The sequence below is a fragment of the Methylobacterium oryzae genome, assembly GCF_036441375.1.
Lineage (GTDB): Bacteria > Pseudomonadota > Alphaproteobacteria > Rhizobiales > Beijerinckiaceae > Methylobacterium > Methylobacterium oryzae_A.
This window is the reverse complement of sequence record NZ_MLCA01000001.1, coordinates 517,290-531,770: the sequence shown is the minus strand read 5'-3', so window position 1 is coordinate 531,770 and position 14,481 is coordinate 517,290. Positions and strand designations below refer to the sequence as shown.

General features: G+C 71.9%; 13 protein-coding genes. 9 read left to right on the top strand and 4 right to left on the bottom strand.

The genetic code is table 11. The features are described from left to right. Window positions 1–3 precede the first annotated feature (3 nt). Window positions 4–1,176, bottom strand: coding sequence for a vWA domain-containing protein (locus MOTC310_RS02440; protein WP_331300672.1), 1,173 nt, complete (start codon window positions 1,174–1,176; stop codon window positions 4–6). Between the two features lie 335 nt (window positions 1,177–1,511). Here MOTC310_RS02440 and MOTC310_RS02435 point away from each other — a divergent pair, with 335 nt between their 5' ends. After that, complete coding sequence (locus MOTC310_RS02435; protein WP_331300671.1) at window positions 1,512–1,919, top strand: hypothetical protein; 408 nt, start codon at window positions 1,512–1,514, stop codon at window positions 1,917–1,919. 50 nt (window positions 1,920–1,969) lie between these two features. On the opposite strand, the gene MOTC310_RS02430 is transcribed toward MOTC310_RS02435, so the two are convergent. Beyond that, complete coding sequence (locus tag MOTC310_RS02430; protein WP_331289703.1) at window positions 1,970–3,814, bottom strand: cation:proton antiporter domain-containing protein; 1,845 nt, start codon at window positions 3,812–3,814, stop codon at window positions 1,970–1,972. Between the two features lie 311 nt (window positions 3,815–4,125). Here MOTC310_RS02430 and MOTC310_RS02425 point away from each other — a divergent pair, with 311 nt between their 5' ends. From MOTC310_RS02425 to MOTC310_RS02395, 7 genes are all read left to right on the top strand, one after another. Beyond that, complete coding sequence (locus MOTC310_RS02425; RefSeq protein WP_331300670.1) at window positions 4,126–5,385, top strand: ATPase; 1,260 nt, start codon at window positions 4,126–4,128, stop codon at window positions 5,383–5,385. Then, on the top strand, window positions 5,382–6,023 hold the full coding sequence (locus MOTC310_RS02420; protein ID WP_331289705.1) for a hypothetical protein: 642 nt from the start codon (window positions 5,382–5,384) through the stop codon (window positions 6,021–6,023). The genes MOTC310_RS02425 and MOTC310_RS02420 overlap by 4 nt, the downstream gene beginning before the upstream one ends. 205 nt (window positions 6,024–6,228) lie before the next feature. Then, on the top strand, window positions 6,229–7,080 hold the full coding sequence (locus MOTC310_RS02415) for an AAA family ATPase (RefSeq protein WP_331300669.1): 852 nt from the start codon (window positions 6,229–6,231) through the stop codon (window positions 7,078–7,080). A gap of 66 nt (window positions 7,081–7,146) precedes the next feature. Beyond that, complete coding sequence (locus tag MOTC310_RS02410; protein WP_331300668.1) at window positions 7,147–8,097, top strand: 3-hydroxyacyl-CoA dehydrogenase family protein; 951 nt, start codon at window positions 7,147–7,149, stop codon at window positions 8,095–8,097. Then, window positions 8,094–8,852 (top strand): SDR family NAD(P)-dependent oxidoreductase, encoded by a 759-nt coding sequence (locus MOTC310_RS02405; RefSeq protein ID WP_331300667.1) that lies wholly within the window; start codon window positions 8,094–8,096, stop codon window positions 8,850–8,852. The genes MOTC310_RS02410 and MOTC310_RS02405 overlap by 4 nt, the downstream gene beginning before the upstream one ends. Before the next feature lie 17 nt (window positions 8,853–8,869). Further along, on the top strand, window positions 8,870–9,757 hold the full coding sequence (locus MOTC310_RS02400) for a beta-keto acid cleavage family enzyme (RefSeq protein ID WP_331300666.1): 888 nt from the start codon (window positions 8,870–8,872) through the stop codon (window positions 9,755–9,757). Between the two features lie 267 nt (window positions 9,758–10,024). Next, window positions 10,025–11,254, top strand: a complete 1,230-nt coding sequence (locus MOTC310_RS02395) for an ABC transporter substrate-binding protein (RefSeq protein ID WP_331300665.1) — start codon at window positions 10,025–10,027, stop codon at window positions 11,252–11,254. A 158-nt stretch (window positions 11,255–11,412) separates the two neighbouring features. On the opposite strand, the gene MOTC310_RS02390 is transcribed toward MOTC310_RS02395, so the two are convergent. Continuing rightward, the gene (locus tag MOTC310_RS02390) at window positions 11,413–12,282 is read right to left on the bottom strand and encodes an aldo/keto reductase family oxidoreductase (RefSeq protein WP_331300664.1); all 870 of its coding nucleotides are present in this window, start codon (window positions 12,280–12,282) and stop codon (window positions 11,413–11,415) included. A 92-nt stretch (window positions 12,283–12,374) separates the two neighbouring features. Between MOTC310_RS02390 and MOTC310_RS02385 the strand changes: the two genes are divergently transcribed. Next, window positions 12,375–13,280 carry a LysR family transcriptional regulator gene (locus MOTC310_RS02385; protein WP_331300663.1) on the top strand — a complete coding sequence of 302 codons (906 nt, stop codon included), beginning with the start codon at window positions 12,375–12,377 and terminating at the stop codon, window positions 13,278–13,280. Here MOTC310_RS02385 and MOTC310_RS02380 read toward each other — a convergent pair. Next, on the bottom strand, window positions 13,277–14,374 hold the full coding sequence (locus tag MOTC310_RS02380) for an autotransporter outer membrane beta-barrel domain-containing protein (RefSeq protein ID WP_331300662.1): 1,098 nt from the start codon (window positions 14,372–14,374) through the stop codon (window positions 13,277–13,279). The two genes, MOTC310_RS02385 and MOTC310_RS02380, sit on opposite strands and share 4 nt — an antisense overlap. Window positions 14,375–14,481: the final 107 nt, after the last annotated feature.

Here is a 14,481-nt window from a genome sequence, read left to right as displayed (position 1 = left end):
CCGCTACCGCACCAGCGCCCGCGCCGCCGCGTCGAGCCCCTCCAGGGTGAGGGGAAACATCCGGCCGGCGATGAGCCGCTGCACCATGCCGATCGACTGGGTGTAGCCCCAGTGCGTCTCGGGCACCGGGTTCAGCCACGCCGCCTTCGGGAAATGGTCGAGGAGCCGCTGCATCCAGACGGCGCCGGCCTCCTCGTTCCAGTGCTCCACGGAGCCGCCGGGCGTGGCGATCTCGTAGGGGCTCATCGAGGCGTCGCCCACGAAGACGAGCCGGTAGTCGCTGCCGTAGGTGCGGATCACGTCGAGGAGCGGCGTCCTCGCCTCGTGGCGGCGCCGGTTCTCGGTCCAGACCGCCTCGTAGGGGCAGTTGTGGAAGTAGAAATGCGCGAGGTGCTTGAACTCCGAGCGGGCCGCCGAGAACAGCGCCTCCGCCTGCTCGATGTGCCAGTCCATCGAGCCGCCGACGTCCAGGAACAGCAGCACCTTCACGGCGTTGCGCCGCTCCGGACGCAGCTTGACGTCGATGTAGCCCTGGCGGGCGCTCGCGCGGATCGTGCCGTCGAGGTCGAGCTCCTCGGCCGCCCCCGTCCGGGCGAAGCGGCGCAGGCGCCGCAGCGCGAGGCGCATGTTGCGCGCGCCGATCTCCCGCTCGTCGTCGAGGTCCTTGAACTCGCGCTTGTCCCAGACCTTCACCGCCCGGAAGTTGCGGTTCCGGTCCTGGCCGATGCGGATCCCCTCGGGATTGTAGCCGTAGGCGCCGAAGGGCGAGGTGCCGCCGGTGCCGATCCACTTCGAGCCGCCCTGGTGGCGCCCCTTCTGCTCGGCGAGGCGCTGCTTCAGGGTCTCGAACAGCTTGTCCCAGCCCAGCGCCTTGAGCTCCGCCTTCTCGGCCTCGGTCAGGTACTTCTCGGCGAGCTTCCTGAGCCATTCCTCCGGGATGGCGGCGGGCTCCACCGCCTCGCCGAGGGTCTCCAGCCCCTTGAAGACGGTACCGAACACCCGGTCGAACCGGTCGAGATGCGCCTCGTCCTTCACGAGAGCGGTGCGCGACAGGAAGTAGAACGCCTCGACGTCGTGCTCCGCGAGCCCCCGGTCGAGGGCGCCGAGGAGGGTCAGGTACTCCTTCAGCGAGACGGGGACCTTGGCGTCCCGGAGAGCCGTGAAGAACTGCAGCATCCCGGGAGAACGCGCCAGCCGGGCGTCCGGGTCAAGCCCGCGCGAATCGCCCGGGACCGCGCCGCGCGGGGCAGGACTTTCCCGGAAGTCTCCCGAGTCTTCGGTGATGGTCGACAGGATTCAGCCGGGTCGACACCGCTGATCCCGGGGTCCGGACGAGTCTCTCCGAGCCGATGGGACTCATAACCTGGGCATAAGTCGCCGAATCTGTTGATATGTGTCCGGACAAGCCTCGCCCAGTCACTCAATCGGTCATGGGAATCGCTCAACTCGGGGCATCGAGTGTGTGCGGACGCGGCAGCGCGGCCCGCACGGAGCTAGCGAGGAGACCTGCGATGGCGGTCATCCTGCGGAATCTGACGGAATTCAAGCGGTTTCTCGGGAAGCCGGGGGCGACGATTCAGCTGGTGCGCAACACCTTCATGGACCGCCAGCCGGAGGCGACCCGGGACGCCTATCGCGACAAGGGCATGTACGCGCCGCGGGCGGTGCAGGCCCTGTCGCGCAAGGCCGCGGTCTTCACTCTGCGGGGCTATCCCGGGACGGTCTGGCTCTACTGGGACAAGGGCGCCCGGGGCTGGCGCTTCTCCGGCGACACCGTGACGGTGCCCCTCGTCACCGGCCTCGGGCCGGCGGACGAACTGGTCTACCGATGCAGCTTCGCCGACGGGTTCGAGCCGGCGCCGCGCAGCCGCGCGGCGCGCCGGCCCAGGCACGAGGACGCGCATCCGGTCCTGATCTGAGCGGAGGCCCGCGGCCCAGGCCTCCTGCACCAAGCCTCAGGCCTCCTGTCTCAGGCCTCCTGGCCGGCCGCCTCCTGGCGCTCGGGCTCCCGCTTGACCGGGGCCTTGCCCAGCGCCTTCCCGACGGTCCGCCGGGCCCGGAAGATCGGCTTCGCCTCGCTCTCGCGCTTCTTCAGCAGGGCGCGATACTCGTCCCGCCGCTCGTGGATCGACGCGATCACCAGCCCCATCGGCACGCCGACATCGACCAGCACGGCCTCCGACAGCTGCAGCGACGCCTCGATCGTCTCCGGCACCGCGTCGTCGACGCCGAGCTCGTAGAGCGAGGAGGCGTGGCGGGCGTCGCGGGCCCGGGCCACGATCGTCAGGTCCGGCCGCTCGGCGCGGGCCGCCGCCACCGCCGCCTCGACGGCGCGGGGATTGTCGAGGGTGACGACCAGCGCCCGGGCCGTGGCGATGTCGCAGCGGCGCAGCATCTCGGTGTTGCCGCTGTCGCCGAAATAGACCGGCGCGCCGGCGCGGCGCTGCTCGGCGACCCGGGCGGCGTCGGAATCGAGGGCGAGATACGGGATCTTGTGCCGCTCCAGCATCTCGCCGACCTGCCGGCCGACGCGGCCGAAGCCCGCCACGATCACCCGGTTCTCCACGCGCTGCGGCCACGGCTCCGCCTTGACGGCGGCCTGGGCGCCGGCGGCCGCCCGCATCTTGAGCCGCCGGCCGATCGCCGCCAGGGCCGGGATCATGATCATCGTGACGGTGGTGACCACGAGGGCCGCCGCCCCGACCTCCTCCGGCACGAGGCCGGTGGCCATGGCGCCGCCGATCAGCACGTAGGCGAACTCGCCGCCCGGACCGAGGAGCAGCGCCGTCTCCAGCGCCACCGGCCGGGGGATCTTCAGGACGGGGGCCGCCATCATCACCACGGCGGCCTTGATCAGGACCAGCGCCAGCGACAGGCCGATGATCGCTCCCGGCGTCGCCATCAGCTGCGCCGGGTCGAGGTTCATGCCCACCGAGACGAAGAACACGCCGAGCAGCAGGCCCTTGAACGGGTCGATCGTCGCCTCGATGGCCCGGCGGTACTCGGTCTCGGCCAGCAGCAGGCCGGCCACGAAGGCGCCGAGCGTCATCGACAGGCCGCTCGCCGCCGCGGTCAGCGCCGTGCCGACGATGACGAGCAGGCACGCGGCCATGAACAGTTCGGTGGAGCGCGTGCGCGCCACGAGCTGGAACAGCGGGCGCAGGGCGAGGCGGCCCGCCACCACGATCAGCACCAGCGCGATCGCCGCCTGGCCGAGCGCCATCGCGAGCGCCCAGCCCTTGTCGCCGCCGTCGTCGCGGCCGAGCACCGCGATCGCGAACAGGACCGGCGCCACCGCCAGGTCCTGGAACAGCAGCACCGCGAAGCTGGTGCGGCCCGTGGGCGCGTTCAGCCGCTTCTGCTCGGCCAGGACCGGCAGCACCACGGCGGTGGACGACAGGGCGAGGCCGATGCCGACGATCACCGCGCCAGTGAGCGGCACGTTCAGCCCGTAGAGGATCGCCCCGAGGATCAGCGTGGAGCAGCCCACCTGCAGGGAGCCGAGGCCGAAGACCAGCCGGCGCAGCACCCGCAGGCGCTCCCAGGACAGCTCGATCCCGATCATGAACATCAGGAAGATCACGCCGAACTCGGCGAGGTGCGCGATCTCGGCCCGGTTGCCGATGGTGAAGAGGTGCACCGAGGGATAGGTGTCGGCCAGCCGGCCGAGACCGAAGGGTCCGAGCAGGGCCCCGGCGCCGATGAAGCCGAGCACCGGCGAGATCCGCAGGCGGTGGAACAGCGGCACCACGATGCCCGCTGTGACGAGAAACAGGATCGCTTCCTTGTAGGAGCCGGCGTGGACCTCTGGCATCGGCGGCGGATCGAACCTCGTCTCTCGGGGGCGGGGGGATGCCGATCACGGCTGCGCGATCATGGGTCGCCGCCGCCCCCGGGGCAACCGGGTTCCGGCCGCGATCGACCCCACGGATGTGCGTTCCGACACAAGCCGGATACAGGCGTGGGTGAGACATTTCGGTCACCGGCACGCGAGATGCGGACAGCATCCAAAGGAGGCATGCGGTGAAGGCGTGCAACCCGGCTCAAAATCGGCACAATGCGCGCATACACGCCTGAGTTAACCGGGGGTTAAGCTCGGCCGGGCTCGGCCCGGAACTGGACCGGATGGATGCGACGAGGCCGATGATCTCCATCAAATCGATATTTGCCGGTCCGACAGCGCCCCCCAGCCGCGACCTCGAGCGCGAGAAGCGCGAGTGGAAGCTCGAGTCGGACCGCTGGCGCCACCAGCGCCACGTCGAGAAGGGCTACCGCATCAAGTGGGGCTACGTGGCGATCGCGTACCTCGTCGAGTTCATGGTGATCGGCGCCTCGCTCTGGGGCGCGTGGCTGTTCGCGGGCGTCTACAGCGACGGCGACTGGCACGCCTTCTACTTCATGCTGCTGGCGCCGCTGGTCTACGCCGCGGTGGAGCTGTGCCGCGTGCCGCTCGGCATCCTGGCCCGGACCCAGCGCTCCTACTTCGTGCGCGGCCTCGCCGTGCTGGGCATCATCTTCGCGGCGGGCGTGACCACCAAGTCGGTGTCGCAGCTCGGCGAGATGATGTTCCATCCGCGCCTGATGGAGGCGGCCCGGACCAAGACCGCCCTGAAGGACGCCCAGGCCGACCGCGCCACGATCGGCGACCGGATCAGGGCGGCGGACGAGCGTGTGGCCCAGTACACGGCCGAGCTCGACCAGATCGAGAAGCGCTCCGCCGACAACGCCCAGCAGCTCGCCGGCCTGCCGGGCCAGCGCTGCGAGCGGGTCTTCGGCACCAACAGCAAGGGCCGCAAGTACCAGAACCTGAAATGCGTGGCCGATCCGCGGGTCGCCGCCCTGTCGCAGGGCGTCGCCAAGGCGTCCGCCGACCGCGCCGGGATGATCAAGGAGCTGGAGGAGGCCCGCAAGGCGCGCGCCGCCCTCGATCCGGGCGCCGCCGACCGCCGCGTCGCCGATGCCGAGCAGGGCTACCGGAACGCGGTCAACCGCTCGCAGCTCCACTCCTTCACCGCCATGGTCTACGGCGTCGACCCGATCGACGTGACCGAGAGCCAGGTCCACGCCTTCCTGCGGATCTTCGTGTTCCTGCCCGCGGTCTGCGCGGCCTTCGCGTCGACGATCCTGGCGCTCTGCGCTGTCTCGACCCGCCGGACCTTCATGGACGAGGACGATCTCGGCGCCGCCGTGAACCCGGAGGCGGCCCCGTACATGCTCGACGCGATCGCCGACGCCCTGCGCTCGCATCCCGAGCCGATCCTGCCGCGCGCCGCCAACGCGTCGGGCGCGGTGATCCCGATGAACCGGCCGGCCCAGGGCCAGCAGGCGCTGCCGAACCAGACCCATCCGGGCCCGACCCTCCCTGCCGCTGGAGCCGGCGCATGAACTACGTCGCGAGCGGGACCCCTGAGAACATCGCCCTCGCCCAGCAGGTGAATTCCCGCCTGCGGGCGGATTCGAGCTACGTCGCCGCCCGGGCCTTCCTGTTCCGGGCGCTGGGCTTCGGCGCCTTCGCGTGCCTCGCCGGAATCGGTGTCGGCGCGGCCGCCTACGGCTGGGCGACCCTGAACCAGTTCGACACCGCCGCCGAGAAGATCGCCGCCGCCATGCAGGCGGCGCTCTCGGACGTGACCCTGAAGACCAAGGGCGAGGTCACGCTCACCGACAACACGCTCAAGCTCGAGGGCCTGCCCAAGGTCGCCGCCTCCCCGACGCCCACCAAGGCGCAGCTCGGCAGCGATGCCGCCCCGGCCTCCAAGGCGGCGGTGAACACGACCTTCACGGTGTTCAAGCAGGTGCCCTACCTCGACGGGCAGATCGTGACCGGCTGGAACTTCAAGGACAGCGCCGACCAGCCCTACCAGCAGTACTGCTACTTCTCCCGCCGCTCCAACGAGGCGAAGGGCCAGGTCGAGATCAAGATCGACCTCGCCATGGACGGCAAGACCCTGCCCCAGCCGCAGAAGTCGGACGTCAACCTCGAGATCCTGGCCCGGAACTGCGTCTGGCACGAGAAGGGCTGAGATCCCTCGCGGCGATACCGTCCTTGCGAGCGGAGCGAAGCGACCCAGGGCGGTGCCACGCCTCGGAACGTCGCGCTGCCCTGGATCACTTCGCCTCGCTCGTGATGACGGAGTTCGGACAGACCCGGCCGGAAGGGCTCTGCGCTTGCGGCCCGGCGGCGCGGCGCGCTACCCCTGGGCCCGAGCCCCTCTCTCCGAGACCGCGATGCGCTTTTCCGGAACCGAGACCTACGTCGCGACCCCCGACCTCACCGCGGCGGTCAACGCCGCCGTGGTCCTGGAGCGGCCGCTCCTCGTGAAGGGCGAGCCCGGGACCGGCAAGACCGTGCTGGCCGAGGAGATCGCCAAGGGCTTGGGCGCGCCGCTGATCGTCTGGAACATCAAGTCGACCACCAAGGCGCAGCAGGGCCTGTACGAGTACGACGCGGTCTCGCGCCTGCGCGACTCCCAGCTCGGCGACAAGCGGGTCTCGGAGATCGGCAACTACATCCGGCGCGGCAAGCTCTGGGAGGCGTTCACCGCGCCCGAGCGCCCGGTCCTGCTCATCGACGAGATCGACAAGGCCGATATCGAGTTCCCCAACGACCTGCTCACCGAACTCGACCGGATGGAGTTCCACGTCTACGAGACCGGCGAGACCGTGAAGGCCGTGCGCCGGCCGATCGTGATCATCACGTCGAACAACGAGAAGGAGCTGCCGGACGCGTTCCTGCGCCGCTGCTTCTTCCACTTCATCAAGTTCCCCGATTCCGAGACGCTGCAGCGCATCGTCGACGTCCACTATCCGGGCATCAAGCACCGCCTCGTCGAGGAGGCCCTGCGGACCTTCCTGGCGATGCGCGAGGTCCCGGGCCTCAAGAAGAAGCCCTCGACCTCGGAACTGCTCGACTGGCTGAAGCTCCTCGTCTCCGAGGACATCGCCCCCGAGACGCTGCGCGAGCAGGACGGCCGCAAGCTGATCCCGCCGCTGCACGGGGCGCTCCTGAAGAACGAGCAGGATGTCAGCCTGTTCGAGAAGCTGGCCTTCATGATGCGCCGGGACCAGCGCGGCGGCTGAGGACCGGACGGACGACCCGAGGATTCCCGCGAGAGGAGCCCCGGGGCAGGGAAGGGAACGCGCGGCATGGGCGAGATCGCGATCGTCGGCGGCGGCCTGATGGGGCACGGCATCGCCCTGGTGCTGGCGCTCCACGGGCACGCGGTGCGGATCACCGACACGTCGGCCGAAACCCGCGCGCGGGTGCCCGGCCTCATGGCATCGGCGCTCGCGACCCTGCGGGAAGCCGGAGCCGCCCCGGAGGGCTGGGATGCCGCGCGGCTGGCGCGGGCCGTCCGGGTCGAGGCGGAGCTGGGCGCTGCGGTGACGGGCGCCGGTCTCGTCATCGAGGCGATCACCGAGAACCCGGAGGCCAAGGGCGCGCTCTTCGCGGAGCTCGACCGGCTCTGCCCGGCCGACGCGGTCCTGGCCAGCAACACCAGCTACCTCGACGTCTTCCCGCTGATCCCGGAACGCCGGCAGGCGCGGGCGCTGATCCTGCACTGGTACACGCCGCCCTACATCGTCGACCTCGTCGACGTGGTCCCGGGGCCCGGCACGGACCCGGCGGTCGTCGCCGCGATGGCCGACCTCGTGCGCGGCCTCGGGCAGGTCCCGATCGTGCTGAAGCGCTTCATCCCGGGCTACATCGCCAACCGCATCCAGCAGGCGATCAGCGCCGAGGTGTTCCGGCTCCTCGACGCGGACGTCGCCGCGCCGAAGGACATCGACGACGCGATCATCCACGGGCTCGCCTTGCGCATCCCGATCCTCGGCCACCTCGCCAAGGCCGACTTCACCGGGCTGGAGCTGACGCAGCGGGCGCTGGCCAACGGCAGCTACGCGCCGCCGCCGCCGCGCACCCGCTCCGAGACCCTCGACGCCCTCTGCGCCGAGGGCCGGACCGGGGTGATGGCGGGGCGCGGCTACTTCGACTGGGGCGGGCGCGCGCCCGAGGAGTTGTTCCGCGAGCGCGACCGCAAGCTCCTGGCGCTCAAGGCGGCGATGGCCGGGATCGGCCGGATGGAGGGATCATGATCGGAGCGGACCTGTCCGGACGGCGCGTCCTCGTCACCGGGGCCTCCTCGGGCATCGGGCTCGCGACCGTCGCGATCTTCGCCCGCAACGGCGCGGCGGTGGCGCTGAACCACCTGCCCGACGATGCCCGCGGCCCGGCCGAGGCCGCCCGGCTCGCCGGGGAGGGCCTCTCGGTGATCGCGCTGCCCGGCGACGTGTCGCGGGCGGGCGAGGCCGAGGCGATGGTGGCGGCCGGCATCGACCGGCTCGGCGGCCTCGACGTGCTCGTCAACAATGCCGGCACGTCGGGCACGACCACGCCCATCGCGTTCGAGGACCTCGACGCGATGACCGAGGATTTCTGGGCCACGATCCTGGCGACCAACCTGCTCGGGCCGTTCCGCTGCGCGAGGGCCGCGGCCGCGACCCTCAAGGCGAGCCGCGGCGCCATCGTCAACACCGCCTCCGTGGCCGGGCTCGGCCGGCGGGGCTCCTCGGTGGCCTATTCCGCCAGCAAGGCCGGGCTGATCAACCTGACCCGCAGCCTCGCCCGGGCGCTGGCGCCGGACGTGCGCGTCAACGCGGTGGCGCCGGGCCTCGTCGCCACGCCGTGGACCGAGCCCTGGTCGGAGGAGCGCAAGGCCTCGACGGTGGGGCGCACCATGCTCGGCCGCATGGCCCGGCCGGAGGACATCGCCGAGACGATCTTCTTCCTGGGCGCCGGCGCGGCCTACATCACGGGCGAGACGATCACGGTCGACGGCGGGGCGATCTGAGTCCGGGGAGCACATCGATGTCGAGCACCACCGTCATCACCTGCGCCCTCACGGGCTCCTTCGACACGCCGCGGAAGAACCCGGCCGTGCCGGTGAGCCCGGAGGCGATCGCCCGTTCGGCGCTCGAGGCCGCCGCCGCCGGGGCCGCCGTGGTCCACATCCACGTCCGCGATCCCGAGACCGCCGCGCCGAGCATGGAGCTCGCCCATTACCGCGAGGTGGTGGAGCGGATCCGCGAGAAGAACGACGCCGTGATCCTCAACCTGACCACGGGGGCGGGGGGCCGGTTCGTGCCGGGCGACCCCGACCCGGCTTTCGCCGGCCCGGGCACGACCTTCGTGGCCCCGGAGGCCCGCACCCGGCATGTCGGCGCGCTGCGCCCGGAGATCTGCACCCTCGACGTCGCCACGATGAATTTCGGCGAGCACCTGTTCCTCAACACACCCGGCCACCTGCGGGCGATGGCGGGTCACATCCGCGACGCGGGCGTGAAGCCCGAGATCGAAGTGTTCGACCTCGGCCAGATCGAGCTGGCCCGGCACCTGATCGCCGAGGGGCATCTGGCGCGCCCGCCGCTGTTCCAGATCTGCCTCGGCATCCCGTGGGGCGCCCCGGCGACGCCGGAGGCGCTGGTGGCGATGCGGGCGCGGCTGCCGGAGGACGCGGTCTGGTCGGCCTTCGGCATCGGCCGGGAGGAGTTCCCGATCCTCGCGGTGGCGGCCGGCATGGGCGGCAACGTCCGGGTCGGGCTGGAGGACAACCTGTACCTGTCCCGGGGCACGCTCGCGCCGAGCAACGCCGCCCTGGTGGAGAAGGCCGTGAGCCTGCTGGCCCATCTCGACCGGGAGCCGGCCACGCCCGACCAGGCGCGGGCGATTTTTGGATTGGCGCCGCGGGGCGGTTGAGAGTCTGATCGCCGCCGCTCCCCGTCATCGCGAGCGCAGCGAAGCGACCCAGGGCAGCGCGACCTCGGCGGGCGTGGTGCTGCTGGATTGCTTCGCTCCGCTCGCAAAGACGGCGGTGCCGTCTCGGGCGGGGAGGGCTGCCCCTGACGGATCGTCGGCATCCTCACGCGCACCCGTTCCAGCCGCGGACCGCCACGGATACTCTGCCTTCGGAAACGTCCCGAGCGGCGATCAACGCCGCCGGGTGGACAAGACAGGGAGAGAGACATGACGCTCCGCCACCGCGCCGCGGCGCTGCTCGGGAGCTTGTGCGCGCTCGGTGCCGGCGCGGCGCTCGCGGCCGACCTCGCGCCGGTGAAGATCGGCGTGCTGAACGACCGCTCCGGCGTCTACTTCGACTCCACCGGCGAGGGCTCGGTGGTCGCCGCCCGCATGGCGGTCGAGGATTTCAAGCCGGAGGCGCACGGCCTGAAGGTCGAGGTCGTCGCCGCCGACCACCAGAACAAGCCCGATGTCGGCGCCTCCATCACCCGGCAATGGTACGACCGCGACGGCGTCGACGCGGTGTTCGACGTGCCGACCTCCTCGGTGGCGCTCGCCATCGCGCAGATCACCAAGGAGAAGAACAAGGCCTTCATCAACTCGGGCGGCGGCACCGCCGACCTGACCGGCCCGGCCTGCACGCCCAACACCGTGCACTGGACCTACGACACCGCGGCGCTGGCCAACGGCACCGGCAAGGCGATGCTCAAGCGCGGCGGCAAGACCTGGTACTTCATCACCGCCGACTACGCCTTCGGCCTCGCCCTGGAGCGCGACACCAAGGCCGTGGTGGAGAAGAACGGCGGCACGGTCGTCGGCGGCGTGCGCACGCCCTTCCCGAACCCGGACTTCTCGTCGTTCCTCCTCCAGGCCCAGGCCTCCGGCGCCCAGGTGATCGGCCTCGCCGATGCCGGCCTCGACGCCGCCAACGCCATCAAGCAGGCGCACGAGTTCGGTGTCCGCCAGGGCGGCCAGTCCCTCGCGGCCCTGCTGATCGCCATCACCGACATCCACTCGCTGGGGCTGGAGGTGGCGCAGGGGCTCGACTTCACCGCCTCGTTCTACTGGGACCTCAACGACGGCACCCGGGCCTTCGCGGAGCGCTTCGAGAAGCGGATGCCCGGCAAGAAGCCGACCTCGTACCAGGCGGGCGTCTACGCCAGCACGCTGCACTACCTGAAGGCGGTGGCGGCCCTGCACTCGGCCAAGGACGGCGCCGCCGTGGTCGCCAAGATGAAGGAGATACCCACCGACGACCCGCTTTTCGGCAAGGGCACGATCCGGCCGGACGGGCGCAAGATCCACCCGATGTACCTGTTCGAGGCCAAGGCGCCCGCCGAGTCGAAGGGCGAGTGGGACCTCTACAAGGTGCTGGAGACGATCCCCGCCGAGCAGGCGTTCCGCCCGATGAGCGAGGGCGGCTGCCCGATGGTGGCCGGCATGACGGCGAAGTAGGCGTCCGGTCGATCACGTCGGCACCGCCCTCCTTGCGAGCGGAGCGAAGCGATCCAGACGGCGCGACGCCGACCGTCGTCGCGCTGCCCTGGGTCACGTCGCTGCGCTCGTGATGACGCGGAGGGGAGACCGCGACCGAGCGTGCGACCGGAAACCGGTCACGCCGCCCCGATCCGATCCAGCGCCGCCATCGCGTTGTCCGGGAGCGCGAGTGCGGCCGCCGCGAGGTTCTCGCGCAGGTGGCCGAGGGAGGACGTCCCCGGGATCAGCAGGATGTTGGGCGACCGGCGCAGCAGCCAGGCGAGCGCCACCTGCATCGGCGTCGCGCCGAGCCCGGCCGCCACCTCCGACAGGGTGTCCGACTGGAGCGGGCTGAACCCGCCCAGCGGGAAGAACGGCACGTAGGCGATGCCGGCGGCCGCCAGATCGTCGATGAACGCGTCGTCGCCTCGGTGCGCGAGGTTGTACTGGTTCTGCACGCAGACGATGTCGGTGATCCGGCGGCCGTCAGCGACCTGGCGCGGCGTGGCGTTGCTCAGGCCGATCCGGCGGATCAGCCCCTTCCGCTGCAGCTCCGCCAGCACCGTCAGCGGCGCCTCGATCGCGCCCTCGGCGGGGCCGTGGACGTCGAACATCAGGCGCAGGTTGACCACGTCGAGGGCGTCGACGCCGAGGTTGCGCAGGTTGTCGTGGACCGCCTGGGTGAGTTCCTCGGCCGAGAAGGCCGGGTTCCACGAGGCGTCGGCCCCGCGCCTGGCGCCGACCTTGGTGACGATCACGAGGTCGTCCGGGTAGGGGTGCAGCGCCTCGCGGATGATCTGGTTGGTGACGTGCGGCCCGTAGAAGTCGCTGGTGTCGATGTGGTCGACGCCCGCGGCCACGGCGTTCCGGAGCACCGCGACCGCTTCGGCGCGGTCCTTGGGCGGCCCGAACACGCCCGGCCCGGCGAGCTGCATGGCCCCGTAGCCCAGGCGCTTCACGGTGCGGTCGCCGAGCTGGTAGGTCCCGGCCTGCGCGAGATCGGTCATGGCAAATCTCCTGTTAGTGGCCCGGATGTAGACGCCCGTTTTTGCGCCGATAAGCCGTGACAATCGGCACGGCCTGTGCGGATTCCCGAACGATGTCCCAGGATCTCACGGACCTCGCCGCCTTCGTGACCGTGGCGCGGGCCGGCGGTTTTCGCGACGGCGCCCGGGCGAGCGGCGGGAGCGCGTCGAGCCTCAGCGAGGCGGTGCGCCGGCTGGAGGCGGGGCTCGGCGTGCGCCTCCTGAACCGCACCACCCGCAGCGTCGCGCCGACCGAGGCCGGGGCCCGCCTGCTGGAGCGGCTCGGCCCGGCGCTCGCCGAGGTGGAATCCGCCCTCGACGTGGTGAACGGGTTCCGCGACCGGCCCGCGGGCACGCTCCGGCTCAACGTGCCGCTCAGCGCCGCCCGGCTGGTGCTGCCCGCGCTCGTGCCGCCCTTCCTGGCGGCCTACCCCGAGATCCGCCTGGAGGTGGTGGTCGAGGACGGGTTCGTGGACGTGCTGGCGGCGGGCTGCGACGCCGGCATCCGCTACGACGAGCGGCTGGAGCAGGACATGATCGCCGTGCCGATCGGCCCGCGGCGGCAGCGCTTCGCCACCGCGGCGTCCCCGGCCTATCTCGAAAGGCGCGGCCGGCCGGACCATCCGCGCGACCTCCTCGACCATGCCTGCCTGCTCGGCCGGTTCCCCAGCGGCGCCCTGACGGCGCCGTGGGAGTTCGAGCGCGACGGCGACATCGTCCGGGTGGACCCGTCCGGGCCGCTGATCGTGCGGGTCGGGGCCAGCGACCTCGGGGTGGCGGCGGCGGTCGCCGGCTCGGGGATCGTCCACCTGTTCGAGGACTGGCTGCGCCCGCATCTCGAGAGCGGCGCCCTGGAGCCGGTGCTGGAACCCTGGTGGCAGGAATTTTCCGGACCGTTCCTCTACTATCCGGGCCGGCGGCACCTGCCGGCGCCGCTGCGCGCCTTCGTGGATTTCATCGGCGCTCAGGGCGCGCGCTAGAACCGGAGGGTGAAGCTGCCCTTGACGGCCTGGTCCTGGGCTCGGGTGCCGGTCTGGCCCGTGTAGGCCACGCCCAGGCTGGCGTTCGGCGCCACCGCCAGATCGAGCCCGACCTGCGCCACCAGCGCGTCCCGGTCGATCGGCACGCCCGCGCTCAGGAAGGCCGGACCGCCCGCGCCGAAGGCCAGCAGAGCCGTCGGCACCACGTCGCCGAACGCCCGCCGGTAGCCCACGAGACCCCGCAGCGTCACCGGAAGACCCAGCCCCAGGTCCAGGCGCGTCTGCGCCCGCACGCCGACCGTCGCCGCGCCGAGGTCGTAGTCCCGCGCGAAGCTCGCCAGCGCCGCGGCGCCGCCCGTCTCCGCGAAGGCGCCGCTCCGGATCCCGACATACGCCCCGCCCACGAACGGCTCGACAGAACTCGCCGCCGGCTGGCCCAGCGCGATCCGCCAGCCGATCTCGCCGAAGCCCTGAACCGTGTGGCCGCCGCCGTGCCCGCTCAGCGTGTCCGACAGCCCGTACAGCACCGCCCGGCGCGTGCGCGCGTCCGTGTCGGCGTAGAGCGCGCCCAGCCGCAACGACAGCGGGCCGAGCTCGTAGCCGCCGTACAGGCCGCCGAACCCGCTCTTGAGCGCCGCGCTCTCCGCCCGGCTGGTGCCGCCGGACCGGCCGGCGCTGTCGAGATAGGCTTCGGTGTAGCCGCCGACCATGCCGACGCGCAGCCCGTCGGCCACGCGCACGTCCGCGCCCGCCGCGAAGCCCGCGATCTGCCGGTCGAGGTCGAAGGCGTTGCCGCCGCCGTCGGCCGTGCCGAAGGCGCCGAAGCCCTGGCCCCAGAGCCCGAACACCTGCGGGTCGAGCGTCCGCACCGGCACGTTGGCCACAACCGGGGTCCGGCCAGGGAGGTCGGCCGCGTCGGCGGCCGGCAGGCTGCCGTCGTCGAGCCCGGTTCCGGGGCCGCCCCAGCGCAGGCGGTCGAGCACGGACTCGCGCACGAAGAAGGCGGTCTCGAAGGCGGCCGACACCGTGCCGGCGTGGATGTCGCCCGCCAGCGCCCGGAAGGCGCTGCCCGCCTCGGCGGCGGTGAAGCCCACGGCCGCGTCGGTGAGCCGGCCCGGGCCGGCCGCCTGGACGGCGCTGGCNCTGGACGGCGCTGGCGACGGCCGCGCCGTTGCGCGAGCTGGCGCTGGCGGCGAAGGGC